The following is a 15,454-nucleotide window of genomic DNA, read 5'->3' as shown; positions in this document are numbered from 1 at the left end:
GTGGTGGGCTGGGAGTAACCTAGAAGGAATTGTTAAAACAGTCGCCTTACCATTACATTAATATATAGAAGCCACCTTGGTTTTTTAATTGCGGTATTGAAACATAAAAAATGAAATTGATTAATTTTCGTGTATTTTTGGCCTTTACGTGTACTTTTTATCTTCTTCAGGCCAACGCCGGTTTTCTGGAAATGCCTAACACCAAAGAAGTACCTGAATACGAAGAGGAAACCATGCGCCTCGACTTGGATGTGCCTAATGTACGCGAACGAGATCCAGACCCTCAAGGTGGGCCACGATTAAATGTTCAGGAATTTCGGGTGCAGGGTATTGTTGAATACCCGGATCTGGGAATTACCCGTGAGGCTCTGATAAAGCGTATTGAAGAGATTCGATTTGAATTAATGAAGGAGGGCGCGTTACTGGATTCTGGTTATACCCTAGATGAAGTTGGTGAAGTAAGCGATTTACTCGCTGAAATTGAAGATGAAACCGAAGGCGAACATGTGTCGCCCGTAGAAGTGCAGCGATTGGTGTTTTTAATTCGCGATCAGAGAAGAAAGCGTGGCGTAACCTTAGGCATGATTGAGTCGGTTGCCGATGTTATTACGCGTTTTTACCGAGAGCGTGGTTTTATACTAGCCAAAGCCTATATTCCTGAGCAGCATGTGCGAGACGGTGTAGTGACTTTAACGCTGCTTTTGGGGGAGTTGGGTGAGGTTGCGGTGAACGGAAATAATCGTCATTCCGACAGAATGATTCAGCGTGTTTTTGATTCCTCTATGGGGGAGCCGGTAACCACGAAAGATATTGAAGAACGGTTGTATTTAGTTAACGATATGCCCGGTGTAAGTTCGCGTGGTTATTTTGAGCCGGGCTCACAGGTAGGTGATACCAAGTTAAATGTGAATGTGGTGGATGAAGCATGGTACGACGCAAACGTGCGTATAGATAACCATGGTGCACCCGGCAGTGGCGAGTACCGTCTGTATTCCGATGTTTTTCTTTACAGCCCGTTTGGTTTGGCCGATCAGCTTCAGCTGGGCTTTTTGGCTTCCTTTGAACCGATGAACTCCACTTACGGGTTAATACGGTACCAAACCAATATTTTACACCCACGACTTAGTTTGTATGCGGGAGCATCCACAAACGACTTCACCTTGGATCAAACCATAGGTGGCGATGATAATTCCCAGGAAATTAATTATAAGGGCGATTCGGTTGTAGTCGATGGTGGAGCATCATGGAAATTAAAACGAAGCCGAGTTTCGAACCACTCAGTTGATTTGAATTTTTCTCAGATTGAATCGTCAATTGGATTTGAAGATCAGGGTACAGTGTTCAAAGATTCCATTCAGAATACAACAGTAAGTTATACTTTTGATACTATTAATGAGCGCAAGCGCAGGCTACATCAGGGAACTGTTTCTGCCAAATCATCGGAGATAATTCAGGCCGCGCAAGATACTCTGGAAACGCAATCTTATATATTGTCATACGACTACGCATTACTCACATTTGCGCCTTTACCTTTTACCAAAGCAGAAAGCCGTTTAATTATGCGATCTTCCGGGCAGTATTCAGGCTCATCGGTTTCGCCTTCGGTACAATTCGGTCTAGGTGGTCCACTTAGGGCAAGGGGCTTTGATGTTAACCAGTTTTATGCCGACTATGGTCTATACGCAGGGGTAGATTGGCAGTTTAATGGGTTTGGTGGAGATAAAGCTGAATTTTATGGCGAGAAGCTACGCAATATTTTTCAGCCGTACCTCTTGGCCGATACCTCCTATGGGTATAAATACCCCTTGGAAAATAATGCCTCCGACGCGACAGAAGCGAGTTATGCCAACGTGGGCATTGGGGTGAAAATCAGCTTCAAAAAAATGCGTGGTAATCTGGCGTTTTCACGGGTGCTTGTCGATGATGTTTCGTCGATATTCGAGGAAGAAGAAAAGAAAAGTGGAAGCAAGCTTTATTTGGATTTTCAGTATAGTTTCTAATTTTTTGTACACCGGTTGTTAGCTAATCACTGCTCCAACTATGATTGTACGCTCATGCCTTTGGTGGCGTAGCGGAAGCCTCTGTGTACTGGCCGGCTCTAGGTCGAATGGGGCTAAATAGTCAATAGTGTTAATAGTACAAGCTTGGTTTTCATCTGCTAGGGGACTATTTCCTTTAGTGGGGGCTGCCTTGCTAAATTTCCGATTATTGAGCTTCAGCCTTGCTGCAAGGCCTTCTTTGTGTGTAGGATTGAATGAGACTGTTTTAAGGACAATATTATGGGTCAAACAACATTTGCAAATGCGCGCGGGATTGCCCACAAAGGCAGTGGCGGGCTGAGTATGGTATTCCCTGATGTGTGCAAAACGCCGACTCCAGGCGGGCCTGTGCCTATTCCCTATCCCAATATCGGCAAAGCCTCCGATACCAGCAAGGGGCCAAAATCCGTTAAAACGGATGGTAAAATGCCCATGGTCAAAGGTGCGCAATACTCCCGCAGTGCCGGTGATGAGGCTGGTACTGTTAAGGGCCTGATCAGCAGTGACCAGATGGGGGTGTGTGAATTTATGATGTATTCCATGGATGTGAAGTTTGAAGGTAAAAGTGTTTGCCGTATGGGTGACCCTTTATTCCATAACAAAAAAAATATAATGGGCTAGCGACTTTCGTTCGCTCGCGTGACATCCTTTCATGCTTAGCTCGGTTTTATATTCAGAGATTATAGTAATCTGCAGTGGCTTCTCGTCGGATGAGTTGCAGCACTTGAGTTTCACAAGCGAACATTATCCGATATTTTCTAAAGTGCGGTGGCGAAAATCTCGCCGGTTAGCACCGCTGGAATTTGAGGGTGTCAATGGCGAGCATGTTAGCTTATCAATGCATTAAAGGGCGGCTGAGAGGCACGCCCTTTTTTTGTTGAGAATCGGTATCAGAGCCCATAACCCATAACCCATAACCCATAACCCATAACCCATAACCAGTCTCTCAGCTCGCCAATATTGCCTGATTTAGCGCATTGTTAAGCAAACATCTTAAGATCCGTTATGTAGCCACGTCAGGCGCAAACTTTATTTCTCTCTGAAGCCTTCTGAAGGTGAATATTTAGACCTGAAGTGGGCATGTCCTCTAGCGCGTGCAACTGGGAGCTGGAGGCGCTAGTCTAGCGAAGCCTCTCACTTTTATAGGCAGGTGTATTGGGGCGCGAATTGGGGTGTTGATATCGTGTGATAAATATGGGTCGCACACAAAGCCCCGAAGGGCGTGGGCTAGCACCTTATTGCAGCAGCGTTGGTCTGCAGGGAAAGGCAATAGCGTTCCGCTACGGAGTTTGCCTTACACTAAGGCTTGCCAGGCAACGCAGAGGTGAAAATCAATTAATAGCTGGCCTATATTGTCGTGTTTTAGGTGTTGTACAAGACTATTCATATGGCTCGCTTTATTCTGACTACATTCAACCCAATGAGCTTAATGCAAAGTGAATACAAGTCATAAAACAAAACGGTGGATTAGATCTTAACATTAAGAGATGTTAAAAAGTCGAATCGATGTAACGATTGAAGATTGCGCTGTATTTAAATACCATTTGTATATTAATGGCATTGATAAGCCATTTCCCGAGGCCGGCATTTACGCTAGAGAACCTGTTTATATCGCATTCTCGCCTAGAATTATAATGCTCATCAATATTACTGAAACGGCTGCGATTAGGAATTTTAGTGTTGTCAGTGCCTTTATAAAGCGTATGAAGGGTTTCGGTTGCCAATTCGCGCTTGATGATTTTGGCGGCGGGCTGTCATCTTTCGGCTACCTTAAAAACTTAGATGTTGATTACTTGAAAATTGACAGGATTTTTGTAAAGGATGTTGTCGATGATAAAATCGATTTGGCAATGGTTAAATCTATTAACGAAAACGGTCATGTAATGTCGATTAAGGCTATTGCTGAATTTGTCGAAAGTGACGAGATAATGGAAAAACTTCAGGAGTTGGGTGTTGATTATCTTCAGGGGTACGGTGTTGCTCCTCGGAAAATGTGGTCTCAAATATTGATGCGTTAGTGGGGGGGGGTAAACATTTTTTGAGTATTATCTTCTGCCTGATAGTTGCGTTAGTGTAAGGGCTCCATTCTAATTTTTTCGGGCTGTGTAGGAATAAAGTTTATCTGCACTACATGATGGAGGGCTTGAAAACCACCGGGGCTGGTGGTTTTCAGTTTTGATATTGAGGGCCTTAGCTTGCAGAAAGTTCTCGCTTTAAGTCGGCTTTATTGACCCGGTTTTTGTCGCTCTGTACAAGTGGTAGAGATCGTTTGTAGATGACTTTACTCGGGATCATGTACGAAGCGAGGTGCTTCTTAAGTTCAAACAGAATTTCCTTTTCTGGTATTTCGCTGGCAGCGGAATATACTAAAACAATTTCCTCTTCAATTTTTTCGTTAGGCAGGCCAAATACGGCACTTTGGCGTATTTGAGGAAGGTTTTTTGCCACTACAGATTCAATTTCGTAGGGTGAAACTCGGAACCCTCGGGTTTTGATCATGTCGTCATGACGAGAGACAAAGAAAAAATACCCCTCTTCATCTTTGTAAACATAGTCGCCAGAGGCTACAACAATCTCATCGGTGAGTTGGCCGTCTAGATTGATCACATCCTTTAGGAGCTGAATGGATTTGAAACGTTGGGCGTTTTGTTCGGGGGCATTCCAGAAGCCTCGATAGATATAGCTGCCGCGGTGAATCAGTTCGCCTACTTCACGTGGAGCACATTCCTTGCCTTCTGCGTTAATCACGTAAAGCTCAACATCGGGAATGGGCTTGCCGATAGAGTCGGGCCTTATTTGTACCTGCGAGGGAGCGAGGTAGGTAGAGCGAAATGCTTCGGTTAGACCGTGCATGGAATAGAAGTCAGCGTTCCTAAAAGTGTTTTTACAATCCTCAATCATTTTGGCGGTAACGGTACCGCCTGATGAAGTAATGGTTTTAATGTTGTCGAAGAGTTCTGGGCTTGGTGTTCTATCGGTGCCGTCTTCGAATATTTGCGAAATGTTGAAAGGCATTAGAGGTAGAACAGTGACTTTGTCGTTAATCAAATGATTGAAAAAGTCATCGGGAAGCAAAAAGCGATGTAGTGCTAGGGTTGCTCTTTTATACAATGTGCAGAATAGTTGATTCAGGCCGTAATCCAGATTGAAAATAAGCATGCCGGAGATAACATCGTCCTGCTGCAGCTTTAGGTATTGGGTGACTACTCTAGCAGAGTCAATTAGGTTTCGGTGGGATATAACAATGCCTTTTGGTGTGCCAGAAATACCAAAGGAATAGGTGATTACCGCGTTACTGTGGCCGTTAATATCGCATTGGTAGGGTTTGTTATAATACTTGTAAATCTCTTCGAAAGAGGGGGTTTCTTTGCTCGCCGTTTCGTAAGAAATAATGTGGCCATCAAACGAAATTTCTTCAATGTTCTCAAGTTTAAGTTTGTCGGTAATAATACATTTTATGTCGCAATCATTAATCGCATACTCTACCTGTTCGGTTTTGAGTAGCTTGGTAAGCGGCACTAAAATGTACTCTGTCGACAATATGGCGAGTATAGCCACAACTTGATCTATACCCTTGTTGGAGTATATGCCTATGCGAGATTCTTTTGGTAGCTCCAGCTCATTCAGATAAAAGGCTACTTGGTTCACCTTGGTAAAGAGTTCGCCATAAGAAATACTGCTTTGGCCTGCTATTAAGGCGGTTTTGTCTTTATGCGTTCTTGCGGCGTCTTCCAGTAATGTTCTTACACAGTTTATTGACATAGCTATTTTCCTTCTGCGCCTAGCGTCCAGATATCGTAGTTGGTATCCATAATGGTCGCTGGGTTATGGTCTGAAGTAAGAATTTTTTTGTAGAAAAACGAAATTATATTTTCCACATCTTCCTTGGTTAGAACCTTGGTGATGCCACCCGTAAGTACAATTGAGTTGATGGCCAGCAGTTTTAGATTGATATACGCCTTGCGGTAGCTCGACATCTTGCATAACACTAAAAAGATGGCGAGTTGCATTAAAATTTTAGTCGCTTTCTCACTGTGTTCAATAAAGATGTTTTCGGTAACTTTAAGGTGCATCAATAGTTCATAGACAAATTCGTTATTCTTGGCTACGTAAATAAGCGACTGTTTCGATTTGTATACGCCAAGTTTTTTGAACACCAATCGATCGTATTCATTTTTAGTTACGATGTTTTCGTCTACCAGGTCTTTAGAGTAGTGGACGTCGGTAGTGGCGCCACCAATATCCAGTAAAATAAACGGGTTTACCACTGAATAGCTAGCGTCTATCAGCGGCAGCGTTTTGTTTACAATGTAGGGGGTCGGGTAAATCTGGTTGGCGGTAATACCGTAGAGGTTTTTGATGTCCTCTTTGCCTTCGATATCTTGCTGATACAGGTTCGTTAAGTATTCACGAAGATGATCTTCTACTATGTGGAGTTTTCCATCGATAATGTTAGGCAATAAAACAACCGTTTCAATATTGTTTTTTATCGCTAGACTGTCTTGTTCAGTTCCCGCAAAAACGATATTGGAATAGTTTATTTTTGCAAGGTAGTCGAATAGAGTAGAGGAGAAAACATTAGCTTTTGAATCAATGCCACCCACAATGACTACGACATCAATCAGGTCGCTGGGTAGCGAGCACTCTTCAATCTCTTGGTAGAGTATGGTGTCAATTATGTTGACGCCCGCGTTGTAGGCAATATTGGTGGCGTATTTCAGTGAATAGGAGTTGGTTATACCGATGATGAGTGCGCTTAGGCCGCCATTGGCCGAAGAGCATATATGGATGTCTTCTTTGTTGAATCGGGTAATGGTGCTGTCGCACTTGGACATTAAGTCGTCAAGAATGTCTTTGTTGAAATCCCGAAAATGCTGCTCTATATGATCGATGCTGCTAACCTTAAAGTAGGTGCTGCCAACATCTATCAGTAGTTTTTCAGTTTTTTTGGTCATTGCATAATACCTATATCGTGAACAATATCATTGACGATACTGGTGGTGTCTTTCTTAAGGTCGCACTGTGCTTTTTCGTACTCATAGCAGCGGTCGGGTATGGGTACGTTACCCCGTTTAATTATTCGAATATTTTTATTGGCGTCGCGGATGGTGATCATTTCATTATGGTTGATAATGTGCGGAGAAAAAGGTACATCAATAACACCATTTTTTATCGAGTTAAATACTTTGCGCCAGAGGGTGTCGGCAGGGTCATTAAATACCGCTTCCATTATGGCTTTGACTTCTAGCGTAAGAATTTCCTCTTCTTCCTCGTCTACAACGGCTGGTAGGCCGTTGAGGATTCTGAGGGTGTACTGGGTATTTGCGACGGTTTTGGCGTTCGCTTCTTTTGTGGGAATGCCAATGGCTTCTTCACAGGTTTTGGTGATTATTTTGTCGGCACCCACCATGGAGGCTATAACCGTAGACATATTGATAAGCTGATCGGCATATTCCCTGTTGGTTGGAAATGCGCCCATCCACTGATGGTAAACCAAATGAATGGCGGCATCTTCGCAGCCGATTTCTTCGGCGTAATGCTTGGCTAGCTTTTTAATAACGGCACCGGTAACAATGTCTTGTACCATCGACCCCTGCTGTGAAAATGAGACAGAGAAAGACTTAACGCCTTCTTCTAGGGACAGGAGCATCTCCAGTAATTGAATCACAATGGTAATCGACGGCGGTACCAAGGTTGCGGTCAAAGGGCCAAAGGATTCTCGATTAATCGGTTCGTTAAGTTTTGAGTAGTTTGCGCAAACCCGCTCTACATACTTCCAATACAAAAAGGCTTTGTCTAAAGGGAAATTTTTGGAATAGGGCAGTAGGTAAGTAATAGGGCCGCCTTCAATCTCAAAAATACCCGAGGCTATGGCTGTTTCAATCAGCAGGCGCGCATCAGGTGTGCCATGGCGTAGACTTACCGGCTTGTTGAAGTGGGTGATCATCTTGCGAGTCGTTCGGTAGCCATGGTTGACCAGCGGGTAGCCATTAAGCATGTCTACATCGCTTTCTTCGCTTAAACGGAGCATTTTCTCTGCGGTGGCGTAGTCGTTCAGGCGGGTATTGGAGTCAACGGTTAATGGCAGTACATCGACGTCGGCTTTAACAAAAAACTCGCTCAGTGCAAACTGTTTTTCATAGGTGGGAAAGCCTCCACGAGGCTGAACGAGCATTTTGCTTTTGTTTTTAAAGTGATGCGATATAAACAGCTCTTTACTGGCATTTTTAACGAATTCTTCAACTTCAGCAAAGTCGAAGGTATCGACATACTCATTGCTAAGAATTATTTCGCGTTCTTCTTGCAATAAACTCATTGTGTGTTTCTCTTTTGAATAAAGTCTTCTAGCAGATCGAGCCCGGTGTTTAGGTCGATTTGGTGGCACACCAGGTCAAAGCCATAGTTTTTGTACTTGGGTACTATGTCTTCGGTATTGCCGGTGCCAACGGTGAGGTTGCCGCCAATCATCATGATGAGGTTATCCAAGGTGTTGTATTTGGCTTTGAGTCGCTTAACCTCGCGCCCCCAGCCTTCGGCTTCACCGTTGAGGGAGGAGATGAGCAGTACCTGCGCTCCGGTTTCCACCGCAGCGTCGAAAAACTCTTCTAAATATGTATTTACGCCCAAATTGAACACTTCGAATCCTCTGGCTTGCAGAGAAAGATCAATCAGCCGGTTAGCGACTACGTGGATGTCGTTGCCCACTACGCCTGTAACTACCTTCATTTGTCGTGACGCCTAATGTTTTAAAGGGCGCAATGATAGCAAAAGCTTCAAGGAAAAAGGGCCTCTAGTGATAGAATGCTGAGCTAAAATTGGGTAAAGGACATTATTGTATGACAAATTATACGGCAGATATCTGTGATGACCACAATGATAAGGTCAGTGTGTTGGCAGCGGGCTACCAAAACTACGGTGGCGCAGGCAGATGTGAGGGCCAAGTACTGACGATTAAATTGGACAAAAACAACTCTGACCTGATTAAGCTGCTGCGCGATGAAGACGGTACCGGCAAGGTGGTTGTGGTGGATGTAGACCAAGCCTACTACGCTGTTGTGGGTGAAAACTTAATGAAATTCGCCCATAACAATAACTATACGGGAATTGTGGTTAACGGCTATATCCGTGACACTTTGCAGATAAAGGATATTCCCGTAGCGTTGTACGCACTGGGCACCTGCTCTCGGAAGTCTATTCCCGTTACTTCGGGAGAGAGGGGCGTTGGGCTCTCTTTTGGGGGGGTAGAGATAAATAATGGCGATTATTTATATGCGGATACCGACGGTGTAATTGTTACGGCGGAAAAGATCGTTTAATGGGAATAATGCGGTGGTTACCCTAACCACCGCAGTTGCTTGTTTTGACCTACTGTTTTTAAAGTACTTTGGCGATGGACTGGGTAAGGTAGTCCACGTTTGAGGGCGAAATGGCGGCAACACTGATGCGGCTGGAATTGACGATATAAATACCAAATTCCTGCTTCAGGCGTTCGATTTGTTCGGGGCTAAGACCGAGAAATGAGAACATACCGTTTTGGCGAGTGATAAAACTGAAATCACGGGTTACGCCGTTTTCGATCAGTTTGGCTACCACTAAGCTACGCATTCCACTGATGCGATCGCGCATTACTTTTAGCTCTTCATGCCACTGCCCGGTTAACTCTGGTGACCCTAGGATTGTTTCTACCAACGCTGCGCCGTGAGCGGGTGGCATGGAGTAGTTGACGCGTACTACACGTTGAAGAACCGCATGAATAATATCGGCAGACGCTGTATCTTTACCGATAATTGAACAGGCACCAATGCGCTCTCGGTACAGAGCAAAATTTTTGGAGCAGGAGCTACAAATAATCATTTCGTCTACAGTGTTGGCCATTAAGCGCGGGCCGTAGGCATCTTCTTCAAGGCCCAAGCCAAACCCTTGATAGGCAATATCAATGACGGGCGTAAAGCCTGTTTCTTTGGCAATTTCAGCAACTTGCTGCCACTGTTCTTTACTTAAATCCATACCGCTGGGGTTGTGGCAGCAGGCATGGAGTAATACGGCATCACCTTTGGGCACTTTTTTTAATACTTCGATCATGCCGTTGAAGTCGAGGCTTTTATTCGCGTAATCGTAGTAGGGGTATGTTTCTATCTTAAGACCTGCGGCCTGAAATACGCCCTGGTGGTTCGCCCACGTGGGGTTGCTTACCCAAATAGTAGCGCCTGGTGTACAGCGGTTAATAAATTCACCGGCAATACGCAGGGCGCCGGTGCCACCGGGTGTGGATATAGTACGAATGCGGTTTTCCGCAATTACGGTATGCTCACCGAGTAAAAGGTCGGTCATTCTGGTATTGAACAGGGCCGAACCAGTAGAACCTAAATAGGTTTTGCTGGTTTCGTTTTCAGTGCGGAATTTTTCAGCCGTTTTCACGCAAGCCAGTACCGGCGTTTGACCGTCGGCATCTTTATATATCCCGGCGCCGAGATCGATTTTGTTAGGGTTGCTATCGCTCTTAAAGGCTATTGATAAACCCAAAATAGGGTCAGCGGGTGGTTGCTGTAACTGAGAAAACATAGGCTTTTGTACCTTCAAAATGACTTAAGAGTGGGTTGTGATTCTAGGAAGAGCAGCGTGGTTTACCGCTGTATATTGGACGCCCCTTTTGGGTGGTGCAGAATATTCAATGCCATTAAAGAAATGCTCGCTATTCATAATTAATTGGTTTAATAGCTGTAAAAGTCTTCTGATACGAGGCGTTACGACAGGCATGACTTGACCAAGGGTTTGGTTATTTCCGTCTGCCGTCTTGGTACGTAACGGGCGGTAATATTACTGTGTTTCACTTCTGTCGTACAGTTGTTGACGATGGTTATAGGCTTGTTTTGACTGACTTAAACTGCGCGTTGACTCTAGAATGGGTCGCTCGCTTAAGGGCGTGGAGAATGGTTTTCAGTGCGACTCCAACTTGCGGCTCAGGTATATTTCAGTAATCTATATCAAAAGTATGATAAATCCACCTAGGGGGATCTTCCGTGAGCGAAGCGAGTTCGGCGCCATTTTCACTCAAAAGCACGTTTTATATTTGTACGGCCATATTCTTGGTGGGTTTGTTACTGACGCAGGTTATTTTTAGTACAGAACCTGAGGCAAAACGTGAGGCAGCCACTAAGCGAACGGCCATGCTTGTGGAGGTAGTGACCGCCGAGCGGGGTGATTTTCAGCCGCAGATTATTGCCATGGGCGCAGTGGTGCCAGCGGAGCGAGTGCTGCTGCGGGCTCAAGTAGGGGGGCAGATTACACACCGAGCGGAGGGTTTTTTCCCCGGTGGTTTCATAAAAAAGGGTGACGTTCTATTGACCATAGACCCCGCCGACTACGGGCACCAGTTGCAGCAGCGGGAAGGTGAGTTGGCACAGGCGCAGGCGTCGCTTGCGATTGAGGCCGGTGAGCAGGCGGCGGCGCGGCGGGACTACGAGCGGCTGAATCGCGAATTGTCTGGTATGCAGCAGGAGCTGATTTTACGCAAGCCACAAATGCGCAGTGCACGTGCCAAGGTAACGGGGGCCGAGGCGGTGTTGGCGCAGGCGCGTTTGGATTTGGAGCGTACACAGGTGCGCGCACCTTTTGATGCCCAGGTTGTTAGCCGTAATGTCGAGTTGGGTTCCAACGTGGACACCAACGATACCCTGGCAGAATTAGTGGGCCTTAACAGCTATTGGGTGGAAGCCAGCTTGCCGTTGGCGAAGTTGCCGTGGCTTCAATTACCGAACACAGAGCATGAAGGTAGCAAAGTGAGCCTGCGTCATCGCACTGCTTGGCCAGCGGGCGCAAGTCGCATTGGGTATTTAAAAAGCGTTATCGGCTCGCTGGAAGGCGCTACCCGTATGGCGCGTGCGATTATAGAGGTGCAAGACCCACTTGCTAGGCAAAAGCAAAATACAGGTGCTGCACAGCTTTTCGCGGGGAGTTACGTAGAGTGTGTAATTGCGGCGCGGCCCCTTGTTGACGTGGTGAAACTGGCGCGCCGGTACGTCCGAAAAAACAATACGGCCTGGCTAATGGAAAACAATAAATTGGTGATTCGAGAGCTGGATATTGTTTTTGAGGACAATAGCTTTGCATACGTACAAAGCGGAATACTCGCTGGCGACAAGATTGTAATCACGGATCTCTCTCGTGTGCGTAATGGTGCTGAGCTTCGGCTAAAACCAGTTGAAGGCTCAAATGTGGAAGCGGCTAACGCCATGGAGACTGGCTCGTGAACATAAATAGTGGCCCCATCGCTTGGATGGCTCGCAATGCTATAGCCGCTAACCTGTTAATGGTTATTTTGCTCGGGGGCGGTTTTTTTATGGCCTTCGAGGTACAAAAACAGGTATTCCCTGAATTTGAGTTAGACATCATTGAAGTGGATGTTCGCTACCCAGGTTCGTCGCCAGAGGAGGTGGAACAGGGCATATTACAGCCTATTGAAGGTGCTCTGCGCGGCGTGCAGGGAATTAAGGAGATGACGTCGCAGGCACGGGAAGGTTCTGGCCGAGTAAGTCTGGAACTGGTGAACGGCACTGAACGCATGCGGGCATTTCAGGAAGTGGAGCAAGCCGTGAATCGTGTGCGTACGTTTCCAGACGATGCCGAAGACCCTCAGGTGCGCATTCGGGCTAATCAGCGCCAGGTTATGGAGATTGGCCTGTACGGCGATATCGATATTTGGAGCCTACGTGAACTGGCCGAGCAGGTGCGCGACCGCCTGCTTACCGAAAAGGCTCTAACTCAGGTGGAGCTGGGCCGAACGCCCAACTATGTTACCCATGTAGAAATATCTCAGCAGCAATTGCGACGCTATGGATTAACTTTGGGTGAGGTCGCACGAAAAATCGAGTTGTCTGGCCGAGATGTACCGGCGGGTGCTATTGAAACCAGTCGCGGTGAAATTCTTTTGCGACTAAAAGAGCGCAAGCAATGGGCGCGAGAGTTTGCCGAAATTCCCGTGGTAACGACTAACGCGGGCGCCATAGTTAGGTTGGGGGATATTGCCAATATTTATGATGGTTTTGAGGAGTCGGGGTTTCACGCTCAATTTAATCGACAACCCTCAATGGATATAGAAATATTTAGGGTGGGTGATCAGTCGCCACTGGACATTTCAGCTGCGGTCAACACCGTATTAACTGAACTCGATACTACCCTTCCGCCTGGTGTGTCCTATCGTATTGATAGGAACGACGCTGAAGATTTTCGTGACCGTCTTATGTTGTTGTTGGGTAATGGTTGGTTGGCGATATTCATTGTATTTACGATTCTCTCAGTTTTTTTGGAATTGCGTCTCGCATTTTGGATTATGGTAGGCATGTGTATTTCATTTGTGGGTGGAGTACTGGTGCTGCCGTTTATTGGGGTGAGCATTAACATGATTTCCATGTTCGCTTTCTTGGTGGTGCTGGGTGTTGTTGTGGACGATGCCATTGTGGTGGGAGAAAACGTATACGAACATCGCCAGCGCGGTATTAGCTCCATGGAAGCTGCTATTACTGGCACGCGCGAAATTGCCATGCCGGTCATTTTTACCATTCTCACTACCATCGTCGCGTTTGTCCCCATTATGTTTATACCCGGCACTATGGGGAAATTCTGGTGGCCGTTTCCTGTTGTAGTCATCGTGGTATTACTGCTGTCGCTCGTTGAAGCTTTGTATATCTTGCCTGCACATTTGGCTCACAATCGTGTAAAAACGCGCACAAAAATTGGGAAAAAAATTTATACGCAACAACAAAAAATAGCGCGGGGTTTTAATCGTTTTGTCGAAACAAAATATCGCCCGGTCATCGAGCTTTGCCTGCGTTTTCGCTATATCACCGTAAGTTCTGCGCTGTCATTACTGATTGTGGCCGGTGCCTATGGTGTGAGTGATCATATGGGCATGATTATGATGCCGCGGGTGGCGGCTGATGAAATAGAGGCCGGTGTACGTTTGCCGGTGGGTACCACCCTAGAACAGGCTGCGCGCGTAGCCAATGCTATTACCGAATCTACCCATCAAATGTTTGACGCGCATAATCTCTACGCTGTTGCCGAGGGCATAAAAACAAATGTTCGCGGTAAAAGTTTTATCGATGTAGAAATTGTGTTGAAGCCACCCGATGAGCGTGACATGAGCGCAGCGGAAGTGATTGAGCTTTGGCGAAACGAAATTGGCGATATCGACGGTGTCGAACAAATCACCTTCGAAGCGGAACGTGGCCCCGGTGGCTGGCGTGATGATATTAGTGTAGATCTCAGCCACAGTGATACTGAGCTACTCGCCACTGCTGCCATGGACTTTAAAGCGCGAATGGCCGAGTTTTCCAATACCCGGAATCTCAATGATAATTTTAACAAGGGTAAGTTGCAGTACAACTTTACGCTGCTGCCGGAGGGCGAGGCTACGGGGTTAACCCCTACCAGTGTCGGTCGCCAGGTACGCGATGCTTTTTACGGTGCTGTTGCTCTGCGGCAGCTACGTGGTACTAACGAAATTGAAGTGCGGGTTAAATTACCCCTAAGGGAGCGTCAGCAACAATATACCCTCGATAACTTGATTGTACGTACACCCGCTAATCAAGAAGTACCCTTGCATGATGTGGCCAATGCTGAATTGAGTGAAGCATTCAGTTCGCTTAGTCGTCGTAACGGCCGTCGGGTGATTAATGTAGGGATGGACGTGGAGCCGCAAAGCGCGATTAACCGGGTAAGTGCGGTTATGAACGAGGATGTGCTGCCACAATTACGAAAAGATTACCTAGGCATAACCTGGAGTTTTCGGGGCAGCGAAGCCGAAATGCGTGAGTCTACCCATGTGTTGTGGAGCGGCTTTGGCATGGCAATGTTTATTATTTACTCCCTGTTGGCGGTTGCATTTCGCAGTTATTTACAGCCCTTAATTGTGATGATCTCAATTCCTTTTGGCTTAATCGGTGTGGTTTTTGGGCACTTGCTTCTGGGTTATGATTTGTCGTTGGTCAGCCTTATGGGTATGGTGGCTTTATCGGGTGTGGTGGTAAACGGCGCGCTTATTATGGTGGATTATGCCAATCGGCATCGAGGCAACCTGTCTGCGCAAAGGGCCATTTGTGAAGCGAGTATTCGGCGTTTTCGGCCAATATTTTTAACAACACTGACAACCTTCGGCGGCCTTGCACCGATTATCATGGAGACCTCACGGCAGGCCGCGCAGTTAATACCTATGGCGATATCGTTGGGATTCGGCATTGTTTTTGCCAGCGCTATTATTCTTATTATTGTGCCTTGTTTTTATATGATGCTGGAGGATCTGAAGGCGTTTATTCGATCTGAGGGCACTGATGTTGGAAGCGAATTACAGGACACCGCTGAAAAAGTTTCAGAGTAAGTGTGGGTGCTTTTACAGGTCTAGCCGAATTTTTCGGGAA

General features: G+C 46.2%; 11 protein-coding genes. 6 read left to right on the top strand and 5 right to left on the bottom strand.

Annotated features, from left to right (window positions below; translation table 11 throughout):
• Positions 1–110 precede the first annotated feature (110 nt).
• The 3 genes from H5336_RS01925 (at position 111) to H5336_RS01915 (ending at position 4,057) form a co-directional block, all read left to right on the top strand.
• The gene (locus H5336_RS01925) at positions 111–2,000 is read left to right on the top strand and encodes a ShlB/FhaC/HecB family hemolysin secretion/activation protein (RefSeq protein WP_185230896.1); all 1,890 of its coding nucleotides are present in this window, start codon (positions 111–113) and stop codon (positions 1,998–2,000) included.
• 279 nt (positions 2,001–2,279) lie between these two features.
• Complete coding sequence (locus tag H5336_RS01920) at positions 2,280–2,660, top strand: DUF4150 domain-containing protein (protein ID WP_185230894.1); 381 nt, start codon at positions 2,280–2,282, stop codon at positions 2,658–2,660.
• An 866-nt stretch (positions 2,661–3,526) separates the two neighbouring features.
• Positions 3,527–4,057: an EAL domain-containing protein gene (locus H5336_RS01915; protein WP_185230892.1), complete on the top strand. Its 531-nt coding sequence runs from the start codon at positions 3,527–3,529 to the stop codon at positions 4,055–4,057.
• Positions 4,058–4,229: 172 nt separating this feature from the next.
• On the opposite strand, the gene H5336_RS01910 is transcribed toward H5336_RS01915, so the two are convergent.
• From H5336_RS01910 to glmS, 4 genes are read right to left on the bottom strand one after another with little or no spacing between them, the layout of a single operon-like run.
• A complete protein-coding gene (locus tag H5336_RS01910) occupies positions 4,230–5,801 on the bottom strand; it encodes an AMP-binding protein (RefSeq protein WP_185230890.1) in 1,572 nt (523 codons plus the stop codon).
• 2 nt (positions 5,802–5,803) lie between these two features.
• Positions 5,804–6,994: a glutamate mutase L gene (locus tag H5336_RS01905; protein ID WP_185230888.1), complete on the bottom strand. Its 1,191-nt coding sequence runs from the start codon at positions 6,992–6,994 to the stop codon at positions 5,804–5,806.
• Entirely contained in the window at positions 6,991–8,355 is a 1,365-nt protein-coding gene (locus tag H5336_RS01900) for a methylaspartate mutase (protein ID WP_185230886.1), read from the bottom strand. The genes H5336_RS01905 and H5336_RS01900 overlap by 4 nt, the downstream gene beginning before the upstream one ends.
• Positions 8,352–8,765, bottom strand: coding sequence for a methylaspartate mutase subunit S (gene glmS, locus H5336_RS01895; protein ID WP_185230884.1), 414 nt, complete (start codon positions 8,763–8,765; stop codon positions 8,352–8,354). The genes H5336_RS01900 and glmS overlap by 4 nt, the downstream gene beginning before the upstream one ends.
• Before the next feature lie 110 nt (positions 8,766–8,875).
• Between glmS and rraA the strand changes: the two genes are divergently transcribed.
• On the top strand, positions 8,876–9,355 hold the full coding sequence (gene rraA / locus H5336_RS01890; protein ID WP_185230882.1) for a ribonuclease E activity regulator RraA: 480 nt from the start codon (positions 8,876–8,878) through the stop codon (positions 9,353–9,355).
• Between the two features lie 58 nt (positions 9,356–9,413).
• Here rraA and H5336_RS01885 read toward each other — a convergent pair whose 3' ends face one another.
• On the bottom strand, positions 9,414–10,601 hold the full coding sequence (locus H5336_RS01885; protein ID WP_185230880.1) for an amino acid aminotransferase: 1,188 nt from the start codon (positions 10,599–10,601) through the stop codon (positions 9,414–9,416).
• Between the two features lie 458 nt (positions 10,602–11,059).
• Here H5336_RS01885 and H5336_RS01880 point away from each other — a divergent pair, with 458 nt between their 5' ends.
• On the top strand, positions 11,060–12,289 hold the full coding sequence (locus H5336_RS01880) for an efflux RND transporter periplasmic adaptor subunit (protein WP_185230878.1): 1,230 nt from the start codon (positions 11,060–11,062) through the stop codon (positions 12,287–12,289).
• The gene (locus H5336_RS01875) at positions 12,286–15,414 is read left to right on the top strand and encodes an efflux RND transporter permease subunit (protein ID WP_313555779.1); all 3,129 of its coding nucleotides are present in this window, start codon (positions 12,286–12,288) and stop codon (positions 15,412–15,414) included. The genes H5336_RS01880 and H5336_RS01875 overlap by 4 nt, the downstream gene beginning before the upstream one ends.
• The last annotated feature ends 40 nt before the right edge of the window (positions 15,415–15,454 follow it).

It is taken from the genome of Teredinibacter franksiae (assembly GCF_014218805.1).
GTDB lineage: Bacteria > Pseudomonadota > Gammaproteobacteria > Pseudomonadales > Cellvibrionaceae > Teredinibacter > Teredinibacter franksiae.
This window is presented reverse-complemented; position numbering and strand designations above follow the sequence as displayed.

Bases quoted from the DNA above. Each gene is read 5' to 3' on its own strand.
- H5336_RS01925 (WP_185230896.1), top strand. From the start codon at position 111: ATGAAATTGATTAATTTTCGTGTATTTTTGGCCTTTACGTGTACTTTT.
- H5336_RS01920 (WP_185230894.1), top strand. From the start codon at position 2,280: ATGGGTCAAACAACATTTGCAAATGCGCGCGGGATTGCCCACAAAGGC.
- H5336_RS01915 (WP_185230892.1), top strand. From the start codon at position 3,527: ATGTTAAAAAGTCGAATCGATGTAACGATTGAAGATTGCGCTGTATTT.
- H5336_RS01910 (WP_185230890.1), bottom strand. From the start codon at position 5,801: ATGTCAATAAACTGTGTAAGAACATTACTGGAAGACGCCGCAAGAACG.
- H5336_RS01905 (WP_185230888.1), bottom strand. From the start codon at position 6,994: ATGACCAAAAAAACTGAAAAACTACTGATAGATGTTGGCAGCACCTAC.
- H5336_RS01900 (WP_185230886.1), bottom strand. From the start codon at position 8,355: ATGAGTTTATTGCAAGAAGAACGCGAAATAATTCTTAGCAATGAGTAT.
- glmS (WP_185230884.1), bottom strand. From the start codon at position 8,765: ATGAAGGTAGTTACAGGCGTAGTGGGCAACGACATCCACGTAGTCGCT.
- rraA (WP_185230882.1), top strand. From the start codon at position 8,876: ATGACAAATTATACGGCAGATATCTGTGATGACCACAATGATAAGGTC.
- H5336_RS01885 (WP_185230880.1), bottom strand. From the start codon at position 10,601: ATGTTTTCTCAGTTACAGCAACCACCCGCTGACCCTATTTTGGGTTTA.